The sequence below is a fragment of the Achromobacter arsenitoxydans SY8 genome (assembly GCF_000236785.1).
Lineage (GTDB): Bacteria > Pseudomonadota > Gammaproteobacteria > Burkholderiales > Burkholderiaceae_B > Achromobacter > Achromobacter arsenitoxydans.
Genome location: NZ_AGUF01000029.1, coordinates 23259 through 46388, shown reverse-complemented (window position 1 = coordinate 46388; position 23130 = coordinate 23259). Strand labels below are relative to the sequence as shown.

Here is a 23130-nt window from a genome sequence, read left to right as displayed (position 1 = left end):
CGCTGCGTGGTGTCCATCCAACGCGCATGCGCCTCTGGGCCGATAATCTGCGTTTGCCGAACCCTGATTTTTATTGGACTAGATGGTTGTGACTTACGTTCCCCTGACTCCTGCCATGGTTGATTACGACGCGGAAGGCAGGCTGTACAGCCCGGCCTATGGCGACGTGTATCACTCGCCCTCGGGGGCGTTGGGGCAGGCCGAACATGTCTTTCTGCGGGGCAACGGATTGCCCGAGCGCTGGCGGGGGCGCGATTCATTCACCGTTTGCGAGACAGGATTCGGGCTGGGCCTGAATTTCCTGGCGCTGTGGAAGGCCTGGCGCGACGACCCCCAGCGGCCCGGCGCGCTGCATGTCGTGTCGATCGAAGGCCACCCGTTTGCCCGCCAGGACCTGTCCGCGCTGCTGGCGCGGTATGCGCCCGAGCCGCTGGCCGAACTGGGGCGCAGCCTGGCCGGACAATGGCCGGATCTCCTGCCCGGCCTGCACCGGCTGGAATTCGAGAATGGCGCGGTCACCCTGACGCTCGGCTTTGGGGATGCGCGGGCGCTGGCGCCCCGCCTGGATGCGCGCGTCGACGCGTTTTTCCTGGATGGATTTTCCCCCGAGCGCAATCCCGAAATGTGGGCGCTGCCCCTGCTGCGCGACCTGGCGGCGCTGGCCGCGCCGCAGGCCACCGTGGCCACCTGGGCATGCACCGGCGAACTGCGCCGCGCTCTTGGAGAGGCCGGGTTTGATGTGCGGCGCGCTCCCGGCTATGGGGGCAAATGGCACATGACGGTGGGGGTGGCGCGGGCGGCGGGCCGTTCGGCGGCGCCCGCGCCGCGTGCAGGCGAGCGGCATGCGGTGGTGGTGGGGGCGGGGCTGGCAGGCGCGGGCATCGCGCAGTCGCTGGCGGGGCGCGGCTGGCGGGTCACCGTGCTGGATGCGGGCCGGATGCACGGCGCCCCGGCGCATGCCGGCCACCTGGCGGCCGCGCTGACGCCCGTGATCGCGCGCGATGACAATGCGCGGGCACGCCTGTCGCGGGCGGGCAGCGGACGTGCCCTGGCTCGCTGGCGGGACCTGCCGGGCGGCGCGGCGCCCCGGGTGTGCGGCACGATCCAGGTGGAGCGCGATGCGGGCAGATCGGCGGCGCTGGCCGGCACGCTGGAAGCGCTTGCGTTTCCGGCCGATTGGGTGCGTCAGGTGACCCAGGACGAGGCGAGCGCATTGGCAGGCCTGCCGGTGGCGCGCGGCGGCGTCTTTTTTTCGCAGGGCATGCTGGTGCAGCCCGGCCTGTTGATCGAAGCGCTGCTGGCCACGGCCGGTGTGACGATCCGGCCAGGCAAGGCGGCGCGCGTGGCGCCTGCGGGGCAGGGGTGGCAGGTATTGGACGCAGCCGGCGTGGAACTCGCGCAAGCCGATACCGTGATTCTCGCCAATGCCGCCGGCGCGCGCGCCGTGCTGTCCGACAGCGGGTTGCTGGCCCCTTTACCGCGGGTGGCGCAGATGCACGCGCTGGCTGGCGAGGTCACGCTGGTGCCGGCCCAGGCGCTGGCGGGCGGTCCGCGGTGCATCGTGGGCGGCGAGGGCTATCTGCTGCCGGACGTCGGGGCGGGCTGTGTCGTCGGCAGCACGTATGTCCACGACGCGGCCGAGGCGCGGATCGGAGCGGAAGGCCAGCGCGTCACGCTGGGCAAGGCGGCCGGGTTGCTGGGCGCCCGCTTTCCCGAGCTTGATGCCTTGACGCCCGGCAGCCTGCCGGGCTGGGCGGGGTGGCGCGCCGTTCTGCCGGGACGCTTGCCGGCCGTCGGCCAGCTGCCGCACGCGCCGGGCCTGTGGCTTGCTGCGGGGTATGCGTCGCGTGGACTGTCGTGGTCGGCGCTGATGGGCGACCTGATCGCGGCGCGTCTGATGGGCGAACCGTCGCCGCTCGAGACCGATCTGGCCCGGATGATTTCACCGCGATGAAAAATATTTGAGCGCTCGCCGGGCGTCAGACCTGGCTGGCGTAGAATTGTAAGAATTGCCGGAAATTGGCGCGAATAGGCCGCATTTGACCTCCGAGTCGGCGTTTTGGCGCCTCGGCGGCGCCTGCGCACCCGGGCGCTGGCCAAGGGCTTTATGCCCCTTTTTTGGATGAGATTGCCGTCCAAAAGAGGGACCGAGTTTATTTCAAAGCTCAAATCCGTCAAAATAGCGTCTTTTGATGGTTTTTGGCTTAAGCCGGGGGATGCTCTGTGCCGCCCAAGTTCGACTTTGCCCATACTACCCAGCTCGACAATGTCGAGTTGCTGACGTCCCGCCCCAGTCGCATTGATTTCGACGCGGGCGATGGGTTGCACCTGGTAGTCGAGGCGCATGCGCCGGGTGTTTTTCGCCTGCGCTGCGGCGAGGCGAACCAATTCAATGACGATAAGCCCGGCGCGCGTGCGCGCGCCGTGGCGGAAATGCTGCTTGCGCGCCAGGAGGCCGTGAGCGAAGCAGCCATTGCGCCCCGAGAGGGCGGCGATGGCTGGCGGATCACCCAGGGCGATGTGTCCCTCGAGATCCAGACCAGCCCCGTGCGCGTGGCGCTGTACCGCAATGAAGAGCGGGTTTTCGAGTCCGAGGTTTCCGCGCATGCGCCCGCATTCGGGCACAACGCGCTGGACCAGGCCGACGACGCCGTTTGGACGGCCGGCTTCGCGCTGGCGGCAGGCGAACGCGTGTTTGGCCTGGGCGAAACCCCCGGCGACCTGAACCGCCGCGAGGAATCGGTCGTTTCCGACGATCCCGAGCATCGTGCCCTCCCGCTGGCATGGAGCCCGCGCGGCTGGGGCGTCTATGTCAATACGATGCGCCGGGTCGAGCATTCGGTGGGCGTCGCTCCCGCGGATTCTGCCTATGTGCTGACTGTGGACGACGCGGTCCTGGACCTCTTCCTGTTCGCTGGCGAGCCCTCTGAAATCCTGAATCAATACACCGCGCTGACCGGCCGCGCCGGGCAGCCCGTGCTGTGGGCAATGGGCGCGTGGCTGCAGCAGGCCGCGGGCGAAATGCCCACGCAGACGGTGGCCCTGGTGGCGCGCATGCGCGAAAACCAGATCCCGGTCGACGCCGTGACCCTGGCTCAGCCGGCTGCCTGGGGATTCCAGGCCGACAAAACCGTCTTCGAATGGGATGCCCAGCGCTTCCCCGACGCCAAGCAGATGCTGGCGCTGTTCCACAAGCACAACGTGCACGTGGCGGCCTCCGGATTTCCGGGCGTCATCAAGACCAGCCCGCTGTTCGAGGAACTCGAGGACCGCGGCTGGCTGCTGGCCAAGGACGACGGTTCCGCCCAGGTGTTCGACGGCAATGCCGCCACCTCCGGGCAGCCTTACGGCCTGCTGGACCTGACCTATCGCGACATCTACAACCTGTGGGTGGAACGCCACCGCCAACTGGTGGAAGACGGCCTGGATGCGCCGGCCTGCGACGCCCAGATCGCCATCCCCGATGGCGTGACCGCCCGCAACGGCGAAACGGGTCCGGCCTTGCGCTCCATGTATCCGCTGCTGGTGCGCCGCGCGCTGTTCGACGCGGTCGCCGGGCTCAAGGTGCCGCCCGAGGGCGTGGTCCCCAGCACTGACCTGTTCCCGGCCGCCCAGCGGCTGCCGTGGCAAGTCGGCCCTCAGGTAGAAAATACCTGGGACGGCCTGCGTCACACCCTGCGCACCTCGCTGTCGATCGGCGCCAGCGGCGTACCCGTGCAGGTGCACGGCATCGGATCGGCCACGCGCGACCGCTCGGGCATGACCGCCGAACTGTATCTGCGCTGGCTGACCGCTGGCGTGTTTTCGGCCAATTTCTCCTTCCAGGGCGTGGAAGGCCTGATGCCCTGGGATTTTGGCGACGAAACCCTGGCGCATGCCAAGACCTGGCTGCAGTGGCGCTATCGCCTGGTGCCCTACGTGCTGGGCGCCATCGAGGACTCGGCCCGCACCGGCTTGCCGGTGCAGCGTTCGATGGCGCTGTCGTTCCCGAACGACCCGCACGCCCACGAATGGGACCTGCAATATCTGCTGGGCCCGGCCCTGCTGGTGGCGCCGGTGACCGAACCGGGCAATCAGGTGCGCGTGTATCTGCCCAAGGGCGAAGCCTGGTGGGACCTGAACACCGGTCACCGCTACGAAGGCGGCACCACCTGGACCATCGACTGCGAACTGGGCCAGTTCCCGGTCTTCGGCCGCGAAGGGCATATGCTCTGTCTGGGGCCGGCCGCGCAGCATACGGGCGAGTTCAACTCGGCCCGTATCCTGGACGAGGTCTGGATGTTCGGCATGCCGGTGCACAACCCGGTCGTCATGCGCAACAAGATCCGCGTGATGCAGATGCAGGGTTCGAGCTACATCAAGGGTCTGGAAGGGCTGCGCATCTCGCCGTCCGAGGGTCTGGAAGTCAAGCGCCGCGGGGCGGAAGTCCGCATTTCGCGCGCGCGCTGAACCTCGCGGGGCCGCAACGCGGCCACCGTTGAAAAAGGGCAGTCAGGAGGGCTTTCCTTCCCGGCTGCCCTTTATGTCTTTGGCTTGCGCGCCGGGTACGGGCGCGCGGCCGGTTCCGTGGCGGCACTCCTGGGCGATCGCTGCGGTTTATATTACTTGTAGTTATTAAAAGTGGAAAAAACGGTCGTTCTCTTCAGAAGAGAAAAGATACAAAATCGCTTGCCATGATTCACATCGAGAACCTATCCAAGACCTACGCCACGCCGCATGGGGAATTCCAGGCGCTGCGAGGCATCAACCTGCACATCGAGCAGGGCGAGGTCTTTGGCATCATCGGCCCCAGCGGGGCCGGCAAAAGCACGCTGGTCCAGTGCATCAACCTGCTGGAACGCCCGAACGAAGGCTCCATCGCCATCGGCGGCCAGGCCTTGACCGGGCTGAATGAAGCGCAACTGCGCGGGCAGCGCCGCCGTATCGGCATGGTGTTCCAGGGCTTCAACCTGCTGTCGCGCCGCACGGTGTACGGCAACGTCGCCCTGCCGCTGGAAATCGCGGGCGTGTCCAAGGCCGAGATCCCGGCGCGCGTCGAGCGCCTGCTGGCGCTGGTCGGCCTGGAACACCTGCGCGACCGTTATCCCAGCCAGATCAGCGGCGGCCAGAAGCAGCGCGTGGGCATCGCCCGCGCCCTGGCCAACGATCCGGACGTCCTCCTGAGCGACGAGGCCACGTCCGCGCTGGATCCGGAAACCACGCACAACATCCTGGCGCTGCTGCGCGACATCAACCGCAAGACCGGCGTGACCGTGGTCATGATCACCCACCAGATGGAAGTCGTGCGCGAGGTCTGCGACCGCGTCGCCGTGCTGTCGCAGGGTGAAGTGGTTGAAATCGGCAGCACGCGCGAAGTGTTCGCGCAGCCGCGCCACGAAGTGACCCGCAACATGGTGTCGGCGGCCACCGCGTCGGACCTGACCGACGCCACGCTGGCCGCCGTGAAGGAGCGCATCCAGGCGCTTGTCGCCGCCAAGCCGGGTCAGGCCGTGCGCCTCCTGCGCCTGTCGCTGACCGGCACCGACGCGTCGGGCGCGTTCCTGTCCGACCTGTCCAGGCAGTTTTCCCTGGACGTGGGCCTGGTGCAGGCGCGCGTCGAAGATATCCAGGGCGTGGCCGTGGGCACGATGTTCGTGCTGGCCCAGGGCGCGCCCGCCGCGCTCAAGGACGCCATCGCCGCCCTGAACGCCCGTGACATTACCGTTGAAGAAATAGCTCATGAGTCCGCAACTGATCGACCTGCTTATTACGTCGCTGCTTGACACCCTGCTGATGGTCGGGGTGGCCAGCGCCATCGCGGTGATCATCGGCATTCCGCTGGGCGTGACGCTCACCGTGACCGCGCGCGGCGCCATGCTGGAAAACCAGCCCGTCAACCACGTGCTGGGCGCGGTGATCAACGCCACGCGTTCGGTGCCCTTCGTGATCCTGATGGTCGCCATCATTCCGTTCACGCGCCTGGTCGCGCAGACGTCCATCGGCACTACGGCCGCCATCGTGCCCTTGTCGGTCGCCGCCATTCCGTTCATGGCCCGCATCGCGGAGAACGCCATGCGCGAAGTGGATCCGGGACTGGTCACCGCGGCGCGCGCGATGGGCGCATCGCCCATGCAGATCATCATGAAGGTGCTGCTGCCCGAGGCCTTGCCCGGCCTCATCGCCGCCACCATCGTCACCGTCGTCAGCCTGATCGGCTATTCGGCCATGGCCGGCGCCATTGGCGGCGGCGGCCTGGGCGACCTGGCAATCCGCTACGGCTACCAGCGTTTCCAGTCGGACGTCATGGCCGCGGTCGTGATCGTGCTGATCGTCCTGGTCCAGGCAATCCAGAGTCTGGGCGACCGTTTCGTGCGCCGCATGTCGCATCGCTGATGCTTCTGACGCAGATTCACTCTCTTTCTACTTCCGTAATTCGGGATATCGCAACATGAGCATCAAGGTTTTGAAGTCGCTGGCCGCGTTCGCCCTGGGCGCCGCCGTTTTCGCCCAGCCCGCGCTGGCTCAGGACAAGCCGCTGAAGATCGGCGTCACCGCCGGCCCGCACGCCCAGATCTTTGACGTGGTCAAGGCCGAAGCCGCCAAGCAAGGCCTGAACATCCAGGTCATCGAGTTCTCCGACTACGTCCAGCCCAACGTGGCGCTGGCGTCGGGCGACCTGGACGTGAACAGCTACCAGCACCAGCCCTACCTGGACAACGCCAATGCCGACCGCGGCTACAAGCTGGTCAGCATCGCCAAGACCGTGATTTTCCCGATCGGTATCTACAGCAAGAAGATCAAGTCTCTGTCGGAACTGAAGGAAGGCGCCCGCATCGCGCTGCCGAACGACCCGACCAACGGCGGCCGTGCTCTGCTGTTGCTGCAGGCCAATGGCCTGATCAAGCTGCGTCCGGAATCGGGCCTGAAGGCCACGCCGATCGACGTGATCGAGAACCCGAAGAAGCTGCGTTTCATCGAACTGGATGCCGCCCAGCTGCCGCGTTCGCTGGATGACACCGACGCGTCGGCCGTGAACACCAACTTTGCGCTGGAAGCCGGCCTGAACCCCGCCAAGGACGCCATCGCGCAGGAAGCGCCGGATTCGCCGTACGCCAACATCCTGGTCGTGCGTGAAAAAGACAAGGACCGCCCCGAGTTCGCCAAGCTGATCGCCGCCTATCACAGCCCGGCCGTCAAGCAGTTCATCGAGACCAAGTTCAAGGGCGCCGTGGTGGCGGCCTGGTAAGCTGGTTTTCTATTTTTGACAAGCCCTTAGAAATCCGCCATAATTTCGGGCTTCGGTCGGGTTGTTAGCTCAGTCGGTAGAGCAGCGGACTTTTAATCCGTTGGTCGCGAGTTCGAGTCTCGCACAACCCACCACCCCAATTTAAGGCAGTGCCAGTTACCGCAGTTGCTGGCATGGGCCGCACAAGAAAACGCCGCTATTCCAAGCGGCGTTTTTTTTTGTTCGGGCCGGGCCCTTGGCGACGTCGGGCTTAGGGGGGCCGTAGTCGGGCGCAAGCCTCAGTTGCCAGCGTCTGTCGCAGGCCTCCCGGACCCCACAGGTCCGGGAGGCGGGGCGCACTGAGTGCGGCCGCTTTAGAAGCGCGTGGACAGCTTCAACAGGCCCGACTGCTGCCGGTTGCCGCCGCCGAACTGCGCGTCGTAGGAGACGCCGGCCGTCGTGTTGCGCGTAACGGCCACTTCGGCGCCGAACCCGACCACCGCGGCATCGCGCGCGATGGGAACACCCGTTACCGAGAACGTGCTGCCGCCCTCGAAGGCCAGTTGCTGCTTGGGCTTGACGTCGCCCATGGCGTGGCGCCAGCCCAGCGTTGCGGTCAGGCGGCCCGGCGCCTGGTCGGAGCCGAACTGCCATGCGCCGCGCAGGCCGAGCGTGGTGCTGGTCACGTCGTCGGATTTGCTTTCGCCATGCAGGGCGGCGGAGCCGCCGGATTCCTCGAAGCCGCGGGTGCGCAGCTGGTTCCAGGCCAGGCCGGCGTAGGGTTCGATGCTGTAGGCATTGCCCAGCGGCAGGTTATAGCCCAGTTCGGTGAACACTTGCGTCGACGAGGCGTGATAGGAGGACTCGAGCTGCTGGTTCAGGCTGCCGGCCGCCACATTGCGCTTCGTGTCGATCTCGTGCCAGGTGTAGGCTGCGCCGGCCATGAAGCGGATATTGCCGGGGCCCGCTTCGAAGTTCTTGCCGCCGAACACGGTCGCCGTGTAGCTGTCGACGCTGGAGCGCGACGACACATCGGAGATCGAGTTGTGGCTGCCGGTGTATCCGAGCGCGCCGCCGAGACGCCAGCCGCTGCCCACCGCGCCATCGCCGCCGACGAAGAGCCCGCCGGCGGATTGATTCACGCTGGATGCATTGCCGTCGCTGTTGAACTTGCTCCAGTTGCCAAACACCTGTGCCCAGACGGGCGATGCGCCGCTTTGCGGCAGGGCGTCGGACGACGGCCTGCCCAATTGGGCCGTGGGGCGGCCGGCGCGGGCGGGCGCGTCGAGGTTGCCGCGCAAGTGCGCCAGCGGCAGGGTGCTTACGGTATCCGCCTGGCTCATCAGCACGCTGGTGGTGCTGGCGTGCGCTTCGCCCGACAGCATCTTCAAGGCCGCGCGCGCCTGGTCCGGCGTCATGGAGAGGACTGCCGTGGTCACCTGGCGGGCGCCGGTGTCTTGCGCGGAAGCGATGCCGCTGCCGATTACAGGCGAGCCGGTTCCGCCGGACGCCGATTCGCCCGTGGTCGCGCCATTGCCGGTCGTCGACGAGCCATTGCCGGTCGAGGCCGAACCGTTGCCCGTGGACGACGAGCCATTGTCGGTCGAGGCCGAACCGCTGCCTGTGGACGACGAACCATTGTCGGTAGAGGCCGAGCCGCTGCCCGTCGACGACGAGCCGTTGCCGGTGGAGGTCGAACCGCCGTCGGTGGACGACGAACCGTTGCCGGTGGAGGACGAGCCGTTGCCGCCCGACGAGGATCCATTGCCGCTTGCGGGCGGATCTTCCTGGTCCAGCGCGCCGCCCACGTTGCCTGCGTTGTCCGTGTCGCCGATGCTGCCGATCGGCACGTCGTTGCGCGTCAGCGTCATGAACGCATTCTTCGGGTCATAGCTGAGCGTGGGCGTCAGGAATGCATAGGCGCTGGAGGCGCCGGTGAACGTGCCCTGGATGCCGCCGTCGGCCGTCAGGATGTTGTAGGTTGTGCGCGGCGCGTAGTTGCCATTGGGGCCCACGTGCGCCACGGTGCCGTCCAGGGTGGCGACGCCGGTGACGTGGATGCGGTCGCTTGCGCTGCTGGCGGGGTCGGCATGCACGCGAAAGATCGTGTCCTGGCCGAAGTTGAGGTTGCCGTTGACGGTGAGCGTGCCGATGGGCGAGCCGTCATTGCCCGGGGAGATCACGGCGGTGGGGTACAGCGTGGTGCTGCCCAGCTGGCCGACGCCCGCAAGCACGACTTCGCGGCCGATATCGACGGGGCCGTTCAACTTGCCGTTGAGCTCCAGCGCGCCGTCGGCGATGAAAATGGGGCCGGTCAGGCCGCTGCTGTCTGCGTTCAGGATCACCGATCCCACGCCAGTCTTGACGAAGCCTTCCGTGCCTTGCAGCGGGTTGTCGATGATCTCGACGAATTTGCCGGCGGCGTAGGTGCCGTCGCCGACGACGATGACGGGCGGATTGCCGCCGCTGCCAACCAGCGTGATGGGGGCGCCTTGCAGGCGATACCGGTCCGAGGCGAACTGCAGGCCCGATACGCGCACCGGACCTGCGCTGCCGTCGACGGTCACCGTTCCCGTCGCGCCGGTGAAGATGGCGTAGCCGCCATCGGGCAGGGCGCCGGTGGCATTGGTCGGGCTGTTCCAGTTTGTGCTTGCGGCGCTCCAGGTGCCGTCGCCGCCGCCGGCGCGCGTCGCGGATGCGACGCCATTGCCGTTCCACAGATTGGTCGTGCTGGGACCCAGGACCAGATTGATGTGCTTGTCGTCCGTCAGCGTCTGGATCGTCGCGGCCGGAACGGAGTCGCCCGTGACCGTGCCCAGCGTCAGGCCATTGCCGCTCAGCGTGCCGCCGTACGACATGATGCGGTAGAAGCCGGCGTTGGTGCCCAGGGTGTTCACCGACACGTTCAGCGTTGCATTGTTGAGGGCGACATTGCCGCCGACGGTGATGTTGTCGCCGGTGCCGGGCTGCGTAATGGGCAGTCCGGCATAGCCCGTCTCGAAGTCGAACACGGCATTGTTCATCGACAGGTTGCCGTTGACGACCAGGTTGCCGTTGGAGACGCCGGTGGGCGTGTCGACCCAATAGCCGGGCGCAACGCGCGCGTTGCCGCTCACATTCAGATCGCCATTGATGGAGCCGAAGCCTGCGACGGTGCCATTCGAGTTCGCGTTGACGTTCCCGCCTATCGAGACGCCCGCGCCGCCGCCGTTGCCGCCGATTACGACCGTGCCGCCGTTAACGTCGATCCCGCCGGGAAAGTTGGCCGAGCCGTCGAACACCTGCGTGTTTCCCGCGCCAATGTTCAGGTCCGCGGCCATGACGCCGCCGCAGTAGGAGGTGCTAAGTGCGACCGTCGCCGTCAGCCACTTCTTGGTGCCATATATCAAAACTTGGGTCCTTTACTCTTGATTATTAATTTGATGTCCAGACATTGCTGAATTGCATTAAAAGTATTGCGACGTAACAAAACAATATGCGTGGACTTAATGGGCTTTTGAAAAAAAGGACGCACTGTATACCCATTTTTTTGTATTACCAAGAATTAATATACGGATACCATCCAGATAATATAAGTGGTTGAAATCTAACCTGTACTTATTATCTAGATCCATGTGCTGGATACCATCCGATTTATAAGAATCGGCACGCATTGATACAAACGATATGATTAATTTATGGTCGATGGATGGTATGCGGATTGGCGCTGGAAGTTATCCGAAAATGCGCCGGGATTTAATCGCGCTGATGCGGAGGAAACGCTCCGGGTCGGGGCCCGAACTGCTGCGTCAACCGATCCGCGTGTTGCCCGCCGACCGCCCATCGCGTATAACGTTCTGGCGATATGTGCGCTGCAGCATTGCCCATGTCGGCTGTCTTTTTTCGATCGCAAGCACGACCCCTGCCTTCATCGCAAGGAGTTACCAGTGGCCCGATCCAAATCCTCAGCGTCCGCCCGAGATCCCCTGTTGATTGATCTTGCCCTTCAAGGCGGAGGCGCGCACGGCGCGTTCACCTGGGGCGTGCTGGATCGCCTGCTGGAAGAGTCCTGGCTGGGCATAGACGGCATTTCGGGCACCTCCGCCGGCGCCATGAACGCAGCGGTGCTGGTGCTGGGCCATGCGCGCGGGGGCGCCGACGGCGCTCGCGCCGCCCTGGAGGATTTCTGGCGGCGGGTGTCGCGCGCGGCCACCTTCAGCCCGTTCCGGCGCAGCCTGCTCGACGTGCTGACGGGGACTTGGTCGCTCGACCGTTCACCCCTGTTCGCCGCCTATGACCTGGCTTCGCGTGTGTTCTCGCCGTATGACCTGCACGCTTCCGGATTCAATCCGCTTTCGGACATCCTCAAGGAAGCGATTGATTTCGACGAACTCGCCCAGGCGCCGATCCACCTGTTCATCACGGCGACCAACGCCCGCACAGGCCGCGGCCGGGTGTTCAAGAACGCCGATGTGACCGCCGATGTGCTGCTGGCTTCGGCCTGCCTGCCCACGATGTTCCGCGCCGTCATGATCGACGGGGATCCTTACTGGGACGGCGGCTACAGCGGCAATCCGACCATCACGCCGCTCGTGCGGGAATGCAAGTCGCGCGACACCATCCTGGTGCAGATCAATCCCGTCGAGCGTCCCGGGGTGCCCAGCAGCGCCCGGGAGATCCTGAACCGCCTGAACGAAGTGACGTTCAATGCGCCGCTGCTCAAAGAACTGCGCATGATTGCGCTGCTGCGCCAGGTGGCCGATCCCGGCAACGGCGAAGGCGCGATGTGGGCGGACATGCGCATCCACAGGGTCGCGTCCGAAAAGATGGTGGAACTGGGCTATTCGTCCAAGCTCAACGCCGAGTGGGAGTTCCTGCGCATGCTTCGGGACGAAGGCCGCAAGGCGGCAGGCGATTTTCTTGATGCGCACGGCCAAGACCTGGGCAAGCGGTCGACTTTGGATATCGACGAAATGCTGGGCGAGGTCTGACGCCATGGGCCTTTTCGGAATCCTGATTGCGCTGGTTCTGCTGATCTGGCTGGCGTATCGCGGCTGGAGCATCCTGCTGCTGGCGCCCGCTGCAGCCATATTGACCGCCGCCGCTTCGGGCGAACCCTTGCTGGCCCACTGGACCCAGACCTTCATGGGCGGCGCGGCGGGGTTTGTCGCGCAGTTCTTCCCGCTATTCCTGCTGGGCGCGCTGTTCGGCAAGCTCATGGACGACAGCGGTTCCGTCACGGCCATCGCCAACCTCATGACGCGCAAGCTGGGCGCCCGGCGGGCCATCCTGGCAGTGGTGCTGGCGGGGGCCATCGTGACCTACGGCGGCGTCAGCCTGTTCGTGGCCTTCTTCGTGCTGGCGCCCATGGCGCATGCCCTGTTCAAGGCCGCGGCAATCCCGGTGCGCCTGATGCCCGCGGCCATCCTGCTGGGCACATCCACGTTCACCATGTCGGCCTTGCCCGGCACGCCGGCAGTGCAGAACGCCATCCCCATGCCGTTCTTCTCGACCACGCCCTTTGCCGCGCCCGGCCTGGGGATCATCGCCAGCGCGATCATGCTGGGGTTCGGCCTGTGGTGGCTGACGCGCGCCGAGGCGTCGGCGCGGCGCGCGGGCGAAGGCTACGTCGCGCCGGCAGGCATGGCCGGAGATGCCGCCGATGACGTGGTCGTGCGTGAACGCGCCACGGTGGCGCGCGAGTTCGATCCCGCGGAAATCCATCACGGCCAGCGCAGTCCCGATGCGCCGTCGGCGCTGGTGGCGGCGACGCCCCTGGTGGTCGTGATCCTTGTAAACCTGCTCATGACGCTCGTCGTGCTGCCGCGCATGGACACTTCCTGGCTGGCCGAGGCGCGGTGGGGCGGGACGAGCCTGGCGGCGGTCGGCGGCGTCTGGTCGGTGATCACCGCGCTGCTGGCGGCGATCGCGGTGCTGGTGGCGCTGAATTACCGGCGCCTGCCGTCGCTGCGCGACACCATGGACGCCGGCGTGAACGCGTCGGCGCTGCCGCTGCTGAGCGTCGCCAGCCTGGTGGGATTTGGCGCGGTGGTGGCGTCGCTGCCGTCGTTTGCGGTGGTGCGCGACTGGGTGCTGTCCATCGAGGGCGGGCCGCTGGTGTCGCTGGCCGTGGCCACCAACGTGCTGGCGGCGTTGACCGGCTCGGCCTCGGGCGGACTGACCATCGCTTTGCAGTCCCTGGCCGGCACGTACATGGAGCTGGCCCAAACCCTGGGAATCGACCCGGCGCTGATGCACCGCGTGTCGGTGATCGGCGCCGGCACGCTGGACAGCCTGCCCCACAATGGGGCGGTCGTGACGCTTCTGGCCGTCTGCGGTTCGACCCACAAGGACGGTTACATGAACATCGTCGTGGTGGGGATCGTGGGGCCCATCATCGGGCTGGCCGCCGTGATCGCGCTGGGAGGCGCGCTAGGCTCGTTCTGACGGGCGTGCGGGTTTCAGGACAGCGGGCGCGCCGGCAGCGCCGCGGACAGATCGTTCAGGCTGAGGCCGCAGCGGCGGGCCCGCTCGGCCAGCGTTTCGCTCTGCTCCAGGGCTCGCTGGCTTTCGGCCAGCAGGACGTCAAGCTGTTCTTGCGGGGTGGCCGCCATGGCCCAGGCCCGCTCGGCGAACAGCGCGGAAAACTGGTCCACGCAGCGCTTGCAGATCGCCGCGCCGTTTTTCTCGAGCAGCGCCGCGCCCTGGGCAAGCGTCGATTGGCAAAAGTGGCAGGCGAGGGCGCGGTTCATGCGTGGGGCGGCGGATTCAAGGTTGGCGGGAGAGGCCGCGACAATGACGGCGCCTGCCTTGAACAACGGCGCGGCGCGCCAACTCTTAAATCGGACGCGGGCGCGCCGGAAGGGATCCTAGTCCAGATTGAAGCCGCCGGGCCCCGCCTGGCCGAGCAGTTCCCGGGCGCACTGGACGGCCTCTCCGGCCGTGGCGACCGCCAGGAAGGGCATGCCGAAGGCGCGGGCCATCTTTTCGCCGCGCTTGCGGATCTTGTCCAGCGCCTGCGCGTCCCGCTCCACGGCGATGAATGCCCGGCAGCGGGCCTTCAGGCGCGGCATGTTGACCGTCTGCCATTCGATCATTGCCTTGCGGTCCTCATGGGAGGCTTCGATCCGCATGTCGGGAACGACCATGACGAAGGTGCGCGGGTTGTCCACCAGCAGCTCCATTTCGCGGATCCAGCTGGCCGAATAGCCCAGCGGCGCGCTGCCGTGCCGCGACGTGACGATGGGGAACTGGGACAGGTCGTGAAAGAAAAACTGTTCGTGGTTCATTCGAATTCTCCGTGAGGGGCGGCTGGCGCCTCCCTGGCGCAGCCGCAGCTGCCGTAGAGCACCAGACTGTAGGAATCCAGTTCAAAGCCGCTGCGCCGGGCGATCTTTCTGACCAGTTGCGCCATGGCGGGATCGCTGGACTCCCGGATCTGTCCGCAGCGCGTGCAGACCAGATGGTCGTGATGCCCCTTATCGTTGAGCTCGAACACGGTGGTGTGCGTGTCGAGCTGAGTGCGTTTGAGCAGTCCTGCGTGTTCAAGTTGCGTGATCACGCGATAAACCGTGGCCAGGCCGATGTTGCTGCGATCGGAAATGAGGTTGCGGTAGATGTCCGCGGCGCTCATGTGCTGATCGGCGTGGCGGTAGAAGATGTCCAGGATCTTCAGTCGGGGGAAGGTGGCCTTGATGCCGGCATCGCGCAGCCGTGTGTGGTCCATGAAAATTCTCCGTTCGGGGGGCTGATGCCCGATTGATGAGAATGATGTACATTTTCAAATGGGCCCGCTAACGGGAACCCATCAACCTGTAGCTCAAACCTGCCAACCATGCTTCAAACGGCCGCCGATCCCGCGTTGCCCGACGTCCTGCTGACGCCGTTCAGCGTGCGCAGACGCCGCGAATCCAAGGGCATTGCGGTGCCGGCGCACGTCCATGAAGAGGGCATGCTGGTGCTGGTTCACGAGGGGCTGATCATGGTGGAGTCGGGCGCCAGGGTCTTGACGGTGCTGCCCGGCAGCCTGGGCTGGATACCGCCCGGCGTGCAGCATGGGGCGCGCTGGTTCGGCGAGGCGCGCGGATCGTTCCTGCACGTGCATCCAGACGTCTGCGGACGTTTGCCGCCGCACTGCCGCGCGTGGCCGTCGTCCAAGCTGATCGAGGCGCTGATCGACCGGTTTACAAGCGGCGCATGGCACGACACGCCGCCCGCCTACCAGGCCCAGTTGTTCGAGGTGCTGCTGGAAGAGCTGAAGCAGCGCAACGCGGAGGCCTCCGTGCCGTTGCCGATGCCCGCCGATCCGCGGCTGCAGGACCTGGCCAATACGCTGCTGGACACGCCGGACGATACCGCCGGCATCGACGAATGGGCCCAGCGGCTGAACATGTCGTCTCGCACGCTGATGCGCCGGTTCCGCCAGGAAACCGGCGTGACCCTGGGACAGTGGCGGCAGCAGGCCCGCCTGCTGCGCGCGCTGGAAATGCTGTTCCGGGGCGGATCCGTGACGCAGGTTGCGCTGTCCGTGGGCTACGAGAGCACCAGCGCGTTCATCGGCAGTTTCCGGACGGCGTTCGGCATGAGCCCGACTCGCTACATCGCTGGCCGCGCGTAGTGTTGGAGGGCGCCCAGCCGCCCCGGAATGTCAGGCCGCGGCCGGCTGGTCCGGATGCATGGGGCCCTGCGGGTCGTTCTCGGCATCGGGCCTGGGCGGCACGGCAGGCAGGCCCAGCCCCAGGCGCAGGCGCTGGCAATCGGGATTGGGCGACCCGTCAGGCATCCAGATATCGAACTCGCGGCAGGGCGTGGGGCGGTTTTCGTAGATGGCGCAATGGATACCCGGCTTGCCCAGTTCCCCACGCAGCGAGATGCAGCGGCCGCCGCCCATTTCCGTGCCTTTCATACAGGCCCGCAGCGGACTCATCTGGGTGACCAGGTCCAGCGGCACATGGCCGCCGTTCTCGCCTGCCAGCTCTCCGCAGTAAAAGGACACCCGGAAGTGCGAGCAGCACGCGCCGCAGTCCAGGCAGGGGTTGGCGGCGGGGTCGTCGCCGGCCAGGACGGCGGGCGAAACGAACGAGATGAGCGTGGACTCTGACAGGGACATGGAGGAGTGGGATCCGAAAGCCTGTCCGGGTCCCCGCAATGCCGCGGACGGGGCTGCGCCAGGGCGGCCCGCCGAGCTGATCCGGGGGGCGCTCGGTCAGGGCCGGCGCGGGATCAGGCCGGAAATAGTAGCTGGATTCGAACTGCGGCCGCCACGACTTTTTTCAGGGACGTTGCTGGGGTAGCATCGGTAGCCCGTCAGCCGCCAGGAGGCTTCCCCTTGAATGCCAGAACCGATTTCCCCGATGGCCTTGCCCGCTGCGGCTGGGTGGATACGTCCGCCGAATACATGGCCTACCACGACGCCGAATGGGGGCGCCCCGAAGGCGACGACCGCGCGCTGTTCGAACAGCTCTGCCTGGAAGGCTTCCAGGCTGGCCTGAGCTGGCGCACCATTCTGTCCAAGCGCGAGGCCTTCCGCCGCGGCTTCGCCAATTTCGAACCCGCCAGGCTGGCGGTCTACGGCGAAAAGGAAGTGCAGGCGCTGCTGGCCGATGCGGGCATCGTGCGCCATCGCGGCAAGATCGAAGCCATGATCCACAATGCCGGCCGCGCACTGGAAATGATCAAGCGCGAGGGCTCGCTGGCCGCGTATCTGTGGCGCTTTGAAGCGCCGCCCGGAGCGCCGTCAACCCACGGGGCATCGTCGTCCGAACAGGCCGTTGCCTTGTCCAAGGCGCTCAAGAAGCTGGGCTGGAAATTCGTCGGTCCCACCACCGTCTATGCCTTCATGCAGGCGGTGGGCATGGTCAACGATCACCATCCGGATTGCCACTGCCACGCGCTCAGCGAAAAAAAACGCAAGGCGTTTGTGCGGCCGCGGGGGTGATGGCCTTCGGGCCGGCTGGGGGCGTCCTTGCAGGCGGCCTTCCCGAATACGCCGCCCAAGCGGGCGGCCGGCTCAGTTTGCGTTCCGGCCTTGCGCGCCCGATTGTGCGGGCGGCTGCCCCGGCAGGCTGTAGCGGCCCTCGCGATACGCCCAACTGGGCCACAAGGCATGGGCCAGCGCCTCGGCGGCCAGGTTTTCGTCCAGCGGCACGGGCGCGTAATCCTCCGGCGCCGTATAGCGGTACTGCACCGCTGGCTTGCTGGGCGCCAGCACCAGCAGGTCGTCCCCCTTCAGGTAGCCATAGGTGTTGTCGTACTGCATGATGGCCCGCCCCGGCGTGCTGCGCGTCAGGTCGTGCCCGATCATCGGATGTTCGGTGTCCACCCCGATCAGCGACAGCAGGGTCGGGGGCAGGTCGATCTGGCTGATCAGGCGGTCGTCGCGGCGCGCAGCAATGCCGGCGCCAAGGATCACCGCAGGAATATGGAAGTGGCGCACGGGCACCAGGCTGGCGCCGAACACGCGGGAATCATGGTCCGCCGCCACCAGAAAGACCGTGTTCTCCCAGTACGGCGATTGCTTGGCCTTTTCGAAGAACCTGCCCAGGGCCCAATCGGCGTAGCGCACGGTGTTTTCCACCGTAGCCGGGTTGCCGTCGGTCTGGATGCGGCCGGCCGGGTACTCCCACGGAGAATGATTTGAGACGCTGAAGGCCAGCGTGAAGGTAGGCTGGTCGCCGTCTTCGCGCAGCAGCCGGTCCAGCTGGTTGAACATGTCCTCGTCCGAGGCGCCCCAGGTTCCCACGAAGGCGGGGTCGATGAAATCCGCGCGGTCGACGATCTGCCTGAAGCCATTGCCCAGGAAGAAGCCCTTCATGTTGTCGAAGTGCGATTCGCCGCCATAGATGAAGCGCGAATGGTAGCCGTGGCGGCCCAGCAGGTCGGCCAGCGAGAAGAAGCCGCGCTGCGAACGGGGCAGCTTCAGGACGGCCTGCGCGGGCGTTGGCAGAAAGCCCGTGACCACGGCCTCCAGGCCTCGCACCGAGCGGGTGCCGGTGGCGTAGGCGCGCGTGAAGGTCCAGGCCTCGCGCGCCAGGGCGTCCAGTTCAGGCGTCAGGTCGGCGCCGCCCAGTCCGGCGCAGTACTGCGCGCCCAGGCTTTCCTCAAGAATGATCACCAGATTGAGCGGACGAGACGTCTTGCGGGTGGCCGGCTGGCGGTGCAGGCTGGGGTAGTCGGGATTGGGCGGCGGATTGGGCAGGCCGGATTGCGCCAGCACCAGGCCGTGCATCTTGGCGTTGTTCATGCCCCCGTAAACCGCCGATGCCGATTTCTCGTTCTTCATGCTGTAGATCGCATAGAAGACGTTGTAGAGCGAATTCAGCGCCAGGGTGTTGAGCATGCCGTCCGAGCAGTAGGCCACCGAGGACGGATTGATGGGGCGATGGCCCAGGGTGCCGCGGATCGCCAGGACAACCACGGCCAGTATGGCCACGCTGGCCAGCGGCATCTGCCACCACGTCAGTTGAGGATCGGGGCGCGCATGGCCGAGCAGGGCGTACGCGCCCCAGCCGATCAGCGCCAGCACGGCGAATCCGCCCACCAGCGCGCCCTTGTAGCCGCGCCACAGCATGCCGGAGACTTCGCGGGGATGCTTCAGGTATTCGACGAACAGCCGGTTGGGGCGGGAGTCGTATTCCACGATGAAGGGCGGCGTCGCCACTTCCAGAAAGGCCAGCAGGAGGAATGCAACCAGATACCAGACGGCGGCTATCGAGGCGGCGGCGGGGATGTGGCCGAACAGCGGCGAAAGCACGGCCGGCAGCGCCGCCAGCACGGCGATCTGGTGCGCATCAATGCGCAGCCCGCGCCACAGCAGCGGGAGAAGACCGCCGGCATTGCGCACCCGCTGCCATTGCCAAACGGCAAACGCCAGCCGGCTGAGCGTCAGCAGCGCAAATGCCGCCAACACGAAAATCAAGGTTGAATGCCGCATCGGGCCTCCAGGTTGTTCTGCTTTCCGGCCCGGCAGGGGCGGAATCAATCAATTCGCCATTGGAACCGGCCTGGCGTCAAAAATTCGCTGAAAGGAGGGCTTGTTCAGCGATTTTCGGATTTTCACTAGTCTCTTTTTGTAACTGCAGCTGCGCTGTCCGGGCACGTTTCGTGCTGCGCAATTCCGGCGGGCGAGCGCGCCGGCCCGAAATGACGGCCTTGTCCGCACGGAAAGATCCGCACACATTATGACGTCGCGCTGCCCTAACGGCGCTGCGGGCCGCGATACCCTGAGCGGCATCAGTGGCCGGCAGCCGGTCTGCCGGCAGCAACGTCAAGGACAGTAAGCATGACTCGAACAAAAAAAATAGCGATCGGGATTGTAGGGGGCATTGCCCTGATAGTGGCGGTGTTCGTCGTGGTGATCGCCACCTTCGACTGGAACCGCGCCAAGCCCATGATCAACGAGCGGGCCAGCGCCGCCATTGGGCGTCCGTTCGCCATCAACGGCGACCTGAGTGTGCAATGGCAGCGGCAGCCCGGCGAAGGCGGCTGGCGCGCCTGGGTGCCCTGGCCGCGCGTGATCGCGAACGATATTTCGGTAGGCAACGCGCCGTGGGCCAAAGCGCCCCATTTCGCCACGCTCAAGCGCGGAGAATTCAGTCTGGCGCCCTTGCCGCTGCTGCGCCAGCGCGTGGTCATCCGCCGGATCCAGCTGACGGAGCCGGCCGCCGACCTGGAGCGGCTGGCGGACGGCCGGGCCAACTGGGTCTTCACCTTGCCCGAAACCGGCGAGCCTTCGCCCTGGGTGCTGGACATTAATGAAATCGGTTTCGACAAGGGCCGGGTGGGGCTGGTCGACGAAGTGCTCAAGGCCGACCTGACTGTGCTGGTCGATCCGCTGGGCAAGCCCGTGCCCTTCGCGGACGTGGCCGGGGCGTCCTTCGTGCCGCAGGACGCGTCCGCGCCGCCGCCCCGCGACTATGTGTTCGGCTGGAAGGTCGACGGCAAATTCAAGGGCCTGGCCACCAAGGGGGAAGGCAAGGTCGGCGGCATGCTGGCCCTGCAGGACGCCAGCCAGCCGTTTCCCCTGCAGGCCGATGTCGCCATCGGCGGCACCCGGGCCTCGGTCGCCGGCACGCTGACGGACCCCGTGAACCTCGGCGCGCTGGACCTGCACCTGAAGCTGTCCGGCGCGTCGATGGCGCAGCTTTACCCGCTGACCGGCGTGACCCTGCCGGATACGCCGCCGTACTCCACGGACGGGCATCTGGTGGCCAAGCTGCAGAACCCCGGGGGCGCGGTGTTTGACTACAAGGGCTTCAACGGCAAGGTCGGCAACAGCGATCTGCACGGAGACATCACGTTTGCCCTGGGTGCGCCGCGGCCCAAGCTGACCGGCAAGCTGTCGTCCAAGCTGCTGCGCATGGCGGACCTGGGCCCCTTGATCGGTGTGCCGTCCGGCGGCGGCGCGCAGGCTGCCACGGACAAGTCCAAGGATGCGCCCGCCAAGCCCAAGGGGGGCAAGGTGCTGCCCACACAGGCCTTCCGCACGGACCGCTGGCGCGACATGGACGCCGATGTGTCGCTGGAGGCCGCGCGCATCGTCCACGACAGCAAGCTTCCGCTGTCGAACTTGTCCGCGCATGTGGTGCTGCAGGACGGCAAGCTGACGGTGGACCCGCTGCGCTTCGGCATGGCGGGCGGAACCATGAACGCCACCGCGCGCCTGGACGGATCCGGCGCGCCGCTCACGGGCCGGGTCGAGATGCATGCCCGCCGCCTGCGGCTCAAGGAGCTGTTCCCGGCGACCGAGGCCATGCAGAAAACCCTGGGCGAGCTGAACGGGGACCTGGCGATCAGCGGCGCGGGCAACTCCGTTGCCGCCTTGCTCGGGACGGCGACGGGCGATGTGAAGATGCTGGTCAATGACGGCGTCATCAGCCGCAGCCTGATGGAGATCGCGGGGCTGAACGTGGGCAACTATGTGGTGTCGAAGCTGTTCGGCGACGACGAGGTGAAGATCAACTGCGGGGCGGCCGACCTCGCGATGAAGAACGGGGTGATGACGCCCCGCGTGTTCGTGTTCGATACCGAGAACGCGCTGATCAACATCACCGGCACGGCCAACTTCAAGGACGAGACGGTGGACATGGACATCTCGCCCGAAAGCAAGGGGTTCCGCATCTTCTCGCTGCGTTCGCCGCTGTATGTGCGCGGCACGTTCGGATCGCCCGATGTGGGCGTGCACGTGGCGCCGCTGGCCGCGCGCGGCGCGGGCATGGTCGCGCTGGGCGTGCTGTTGACGCCGGCGGCCGGTCTGCTTGCGCTGATCGCGCCCAGCACCACGGACGAAAACGCCTGCGGCCCGCTGCTGGAAGAGATGCGCAAGCCGCCCAAGGCGCCGGCCCCCGCCAAGGGGAAGTAGCCCGTTAGGCGACCTTCCTGGAACCGCCCGGCACGGCATCGTCCGCGATGCAGACCGCATCGCGGCCGTGGTTCTTGGCGTAGTACAGCGTCTGGTCTGCGCGCTGCAGTACGGCTTCGAGGCCGGTCCCGTGCTCGGGGTAGTGCGCGACCCCCACCGAAATGGTGATGGGAGCGGGCACCGGGGATTCCTGCGACGCAAGGCGCGAGCGCAGACGCTGCGCGATGGCGATGGCCGCCGTCATGCTGGCGCCAGGCAGCAGCATGACGAATTCTTCGCCGCCCGTGCGCGCCAGCGCATCGCCGCCGCGCGAGCCTTCGCGCATCACGCCCGCTAGCACCTGCAAGGCCTGGTCGCCCGCGGCGTGGCCAAAGCGGTCGTTGATGCTTTTGAAGTGGTCGATGTCGATGGCGACGATGGCCACGGGCGCGGCTTCGGCCTCCAGGAGCGCCAGCGACTCGTCCAGTCCGCGGCGGTTCAATAGGCCGGTTAGCGTGTCCGTCGTGGTTTCGCGGCGCAGGTCGCTGAGCTTGTGGTGGATCGAGGCCAAGCCCATCAGTAGCGCGCGCTTGAGCTGCGCGGCTTCAAAGTACCAGGAGCGCACGCCCCGGATGCGGTCCGCCGAGTCGGGGTCCTGCATGCGTTTGGCAATGCTGGCCATTTGGCCGAGCGGACGGGCGATCCAGCGCGACAGCAGCCAGATCATCGCCACCGATAGCAGCAGCAGCGGCAGCGTGTTGCGGGCGGTGGCCATGAGCAGGTCGCCCAATGGCCGCAGCGTGCTGGCGACCGGGCGCTGGGCAATGATGCTCCAGCCCGTGCTGGGGACGGGCGCGTAGCCCGCCAGCATGTCGCGCCCGTCATCGTCGATGAAGCGCTTTTCGCCGGTCTCGCCGCGCCGCGCCGACGCGAAGATCTCGGTGTCGGGCGCGGTCTTGCCCAGCAGGCTTCGGTCGGGATGGTAGATCAGCGTGCCCTCGCGGTCGATCACGTAAAGAAAGGACTCGTCGCGATAGAAGTGCTGGTCTAGCAGGCGGTCCAGCACATTGTCTTCATGCAGATAGAGCGATCCGGCAATGAACCCCAGATAGCGGTAGTCGCGGGAAAAGATGGGCTGGGTGTAGAGGATCTGCCAGCGGCCGTTGCGGGCCTGGAAGGGTTCGCTGATCGTGGGCCCCTTGGCCGCCAGCGCTTTCCTGGCCGCGTCGCTGGTCAACTGCTGCCCCAGCAGTTGCGGATAGGAACTCGACACCGCCAGCACCTTGCCCTGCGGCGACGCGACGAAGCTGGAATTGAAATGGCCCAGCTGCTGCTCCTGCCGCCGCGTTTCGGCGCTCATGGATTCGGGATGGGTTTCCATGTCGGCCAGCATGTCGGCGCTGTAGGAAAGATAGCGCCGGATGTCGTTCAGCAGGGCGTCCGTGGTCAGGGCCAGCTTGGACGCATAGATGCGATTGGCCTCCATTGCGTTGTGCAGCAGCAGGTCGCGCTGCACCAGGTAGCTGGCGTGCAGGCCGCCCGCCAGAACCACGATGACCGACAGCAGGCTTATCCACAGGATGAGATGCCGCAGGTCGACGCGGAACAT

At 66.4% G+C, this 23130-nt stretch carries 17 protein-coding genes and 1 tRNA gene; 11 read left to right on the top strand and 7 right to left on the bottom strand.

Going from position 1 to position 23130, the window contains the following annotated elements:
• Window positions 1-82: 82 nt before the first annotated feature.
• The 6 genes from mnmC (at window position 83) to KYC_RS06315 (ending at window position 7359) form a co-directional block, all read left to right on the top strand.
• The gene (gene mnmC / locus KYC_RS06340; protein ID WP_043517733.1) at window positions 83-1954 is read left to right on the top strand and encodes a bifunctional tRNA (5-methylaminomethyl-2-thiouridine)(34)-methyltransferase MnmC2/FAD-dependent 5-carboxymethylaminomethyl-2-thiouridine(34) oxidoreductase MnmC1; all 1872 of its coding nucleotides are present in this window, start codon (window positions 83-85) and stop codon (window positions 1952-1954) included.
• Window positions 1955-2223: 269 nt separating this feature from the next.
• Entirely contained in the window at window positions 2224-4449 is a 2226-nt protein-coding gene (locus KYC_RS06335) for a glycoside hydrolase family 31 protein (protein ID WP_008160057.1), read from the top strand.
• 224 nt (window positions 4450-4673) lie between these two features.
• The gene (locus KYC_RS06330; protein ID WP_008160055.1) at window positions 4674-5762 is read left to right on the top strand and encodes a methionine ABC transporter ATP-binding protein; all 1089 of its coding nucleotides are present in this window, start codon (window positions 4674-4676) and stop codon (window positions 5760-5762) included.
• Window positions 5719-6372, top strand: coding sequence for a methionine ABC transporter permease (locus tag KYC_RS06325; RefSeq protein ID WP_008160054.1), 654 nt, complete (start codon window positions 5719-5721; stop codon window positions 6370-6372). The genes KYC_RS06330 and KYC_RS06325 overlap by 44 nt, the downstream gene beginning before the upstream one ends.
• Window positions 6373-6427: 55 nt before the next feature.
• On the top strand, window positions 6428-7225 hold the full coding sequence (locus tag KYC_RS06320) for a MetQ/NlpA family ABC transporter substrate-binding protein (RefSeq protein WP_008160052.1): 798 nt from the start codon (window positions 6428-6430) through the stop codon (window positions 7223-7225).
• Between the two features lie 58 nt (window positions 7226-7283).
• Window positions 7284-7359 (top strand) — tRNA-Lys (locus KYC_RS06315).
• Between the two features lie 219 nt (window positions 7360-7578).
• On the opposite strand, the gene KYC_RS06310 is transcribed toward KYC_RS06315, so the two are convergent.
• Window positions 7579-10593, bottom strand: a complete 3015-nt coding sequence (locus KYC_RS06310) for an autotransporter family protein (protein ID WP_008160050.1) — start codon at window positions 10591-10593, stop codon at window positions 7579-7581.
• 579 nt (window positions 10594-11172) lie between these two features.
• On the opposite strand from KYC_RS06310, the gene KYC_RS06305 reads away from it, so the two are divergent.
• Entirely contained in the window at window positions 11173-12174 is a 1002-nt protein-coding gene (locus tag KYC_RS06305) for a patatin-like phospholipase family protein (RefSeq protein WP_008160048.1), read from the top strand.
• Window positions 12175-12178: 4 nt separating this feature from the next.
• Entirely contained in the window at window positions 12179-13630 is a 1452-nt protein-coding gene (locus KYC_RS06300) for a GntP family permease (RefSeq protein ID WP_008160046.1), read from the top strand.
• A gap of 14 nt (window positions 13631-13644) precedes the next feature.
• Here the strand turns inward: KYC_RS06300 and KYC_RS06295 are convergent, their stop codons facing one another.
• From KYC_RS06295 to KYC_RS06285, 3 genes are all read right to left on the bottom strand, one after another.
• Window positions 13645-13935 carry a ClpX C4-type zinc finger protein gene (locus tag KYC_RS06295; RefSeq protein WP_043517755.1) on the bottom strand — a complete coding sequence of 97 codons (291 nt, stop codon included), beginning with the start codon at window positions 13933-13935 and terminating at the stop codon, window positions 13645-13647.
• Between the two features lie 117 nt (window positions 13936-14052).
• A complete protein-coding gene (locus tag KYC_RS06290; protein WP_008160042.1) occupies window positions 14053-14472 on the bottom strand; it encodes a hypothetical protein in 420 nt (139 codons plus the stop codon).
• Window positions 14469-14909 (bottom strand): Fur family transcriptional regulator, encoded by a 441-nt coding sequence (locus KYC_RS06285; protein WP_008160040.1) that lies wholly within the window; start codon window positions 14907-14909, stop codon window positions 14469-14471. Before KYC_RS06285 ends, KYC_RS06290 begins: the two co-directional genes overlap by 4 nt.
• A gap of 108 nt (window positions 14910-15017) precedes the next feature.
• Between KYC_RS06285 and KYC_RS06280 the strand changes: the two genes are divergently transcribed.
• The gene (locus KYC_RS06280) at window positions 15018-15800 is read left to right on the top strand and encodes a helix-turn-helix domain-containing protein (RefSeq protein ID WP_008160038.1); all 783 of its coding nucleotides are present in this window, start codon (window positions 15018-15020) and stop codon (window positions 15798-15800) included.
• A gap of 30 nt (window positions 15801-15830) precedes the next feature.
• Here KYC_RS06280 and KYC_RS06275 read toward each other — a convergent pair whose 3' ends face one another.
• Window positions 15831-16292 (bottom strand): YkgJ family cysteine cluster protein, encoded by a 462-nt coding sequence (locus KYC_RS06275; RefSeq protein WP_008160036.1) that lies wholly within the window; start codon window positions 16290-16292, stop codon window positions 15831-15833.
• Between the two features lie 219 nt (window positions 16293-16511).
• On the opposite strand from KYC_RS06275, the gene KYC_RS06270 reads away from it, so the two are divergent.
• Window positions 16512-17120 carry a DNA-3-methyladenine glycosylase I gene (locus tag KYC_RS06270; RefSeq protein WP_008160034.1) on the top strand — a complete coding sequence of 203 codons (609 nt, stop codon included), beginning with the start codon at window positions 16512-16514 and terminating at the stop codon, window positions 17118-17120.
• 72 nt (window positions 17121-17192) lie between these two features.
• On the opposite strand, the gene KYC_RS06265 is transcribed toward KYC_RS06270, so the two are convergent.
• Window positions 17193-19115 (bottom strand): LTA synthase family protein, encoded by a 1923-nt coding sequence (locus tag KYC_RS06265; protein WP_008160032.1) that lies wholly within the window; start codon window positions 19113-19115, stop codon window positions 17193-17195.
• 348 nt (window positions 19116-19463) lie between these two features.
• On the opposite strand from KYC_RS06265, the gene KYC_RS06260 reads away from it, so the two are divergent.
• Entirely contained in the window at window positions 19464-21542 is a 2079-nt protein-coding gene (locus KYC_RS06260; protein WP_043517727.1) for an AsmA family protein, read from the top strand.
• Window positions 21543-21546: 4 nt separating this feature from the next.
• Here KYC_RS06260 and KYC_RS06255 read toward each other — a convergent pair whose 3' ends face one another.
• Window positions 21547-23130 carry a sensor domain-containing diguanylate cyclase gene (locus KYC_RS06255; protein ID WP_043517751.1) on the bottom strand — a complete coding sequence of 528 codons (1584 nt, stop codon included), beginning with the start codon at window positions 23128-23130 and terminating at the stop codon, window positions 21547-21549.

Excerpts from the sequence above, each read along its gene's own strand:
- mnmC (WP_043517733.1), top strand. The coding sequence starts at position 83 with ATGGTTGTGACTTACGTTCCCCTGACTCCTGCCATGGTTGATTACGAC.
- KYC_RS06330 (WP_008160055.1), top strand. The coding sequence starts at position 4,674 with ATGATTCACATCGAGAACCTATCCAAGACCTACGCCACGCCGCATGGG.
- KYC_RS06325 (WP_008160054.1), top strand. The coding sequence starts at position 5,719 with ATGAGTCCGCAACTGATCGACCTGCTTATTACGTCGCTGCTTGACACC.
- KYC_RS06320 (WP_008160052.1), top strand. The coding sequence starts at position 6,428 with ATGAGCATCAAGGTTTTGAAGTCGCTGGCCGCGTTCGCCCTGGGCGCC.
- KYC_RS06300 (WP_008160046.1), top strand. The coding sequence starts at position 12,179 with ATGGGCCTTTTCGGAATCCTGATTGCGCTGGTTCTGCTGATCTGGCTG.
- KYC_RS06295 (WP_043517755.1), bottom strand. The coding sequence starts at position 13,935 with ATGAACCGCGCCCTCGCCTGCCACTTTTGCCAATCGACGCTTGCCCAG.
- KYC_RS06290 (WP_008160042.1), bottom strand. The coding sequence starts at position 14,472 with ATGAACCACGAACAGTTTTTCTTTCACGACCTGTCCCAGTTCCCCATC.
- KYC_RS06285 (WP_008160040.1), bottom strand. The coding sequence starts at position 14,909 with ATGGACCACACACGGCTGCGCGATGCCGGCATCAAGGCCACCTTCCCC.
- KYC_RS06280 (WP_008160038.1), top strand. The coding sequence starts at position 15,018 with ATGCTTCAAACGGCCGCCGATCCCGCGTTGCCCGACGTCCTGCTGACG.
- KYC_RS06275 (WP_008160036.1), bottom strand. The coding sequence starts at position 16,292 with ATGTCCCTGTCAGAGTCCACGCTCATCTCGTTCGTTTCGCCCGCCGTC.
- KYC_RS06265 (WP_008160032.1), bottom strand. The coding sequence starts at position 19,115 with ATGCGGCATTCAACCTTGATTTTCGTGTTGGCGGCATTTGCGCTGCTG.
- KYC_RS06260 (WP_043517727.1), top strand. The coding sequence starts at position 19,464 with ATGACTCGAACAAAAAAAATAGCGATCGGGATTGTAGGGGGCATTGCC.
- KYC_RS06255 (WP_043517751.1), bottom strand. The coding sequence starts at position 23,130 with ATGTTCCGCGTCGACCTGCGGCATCTCATCCTGTGGATAAGCCTGCTG.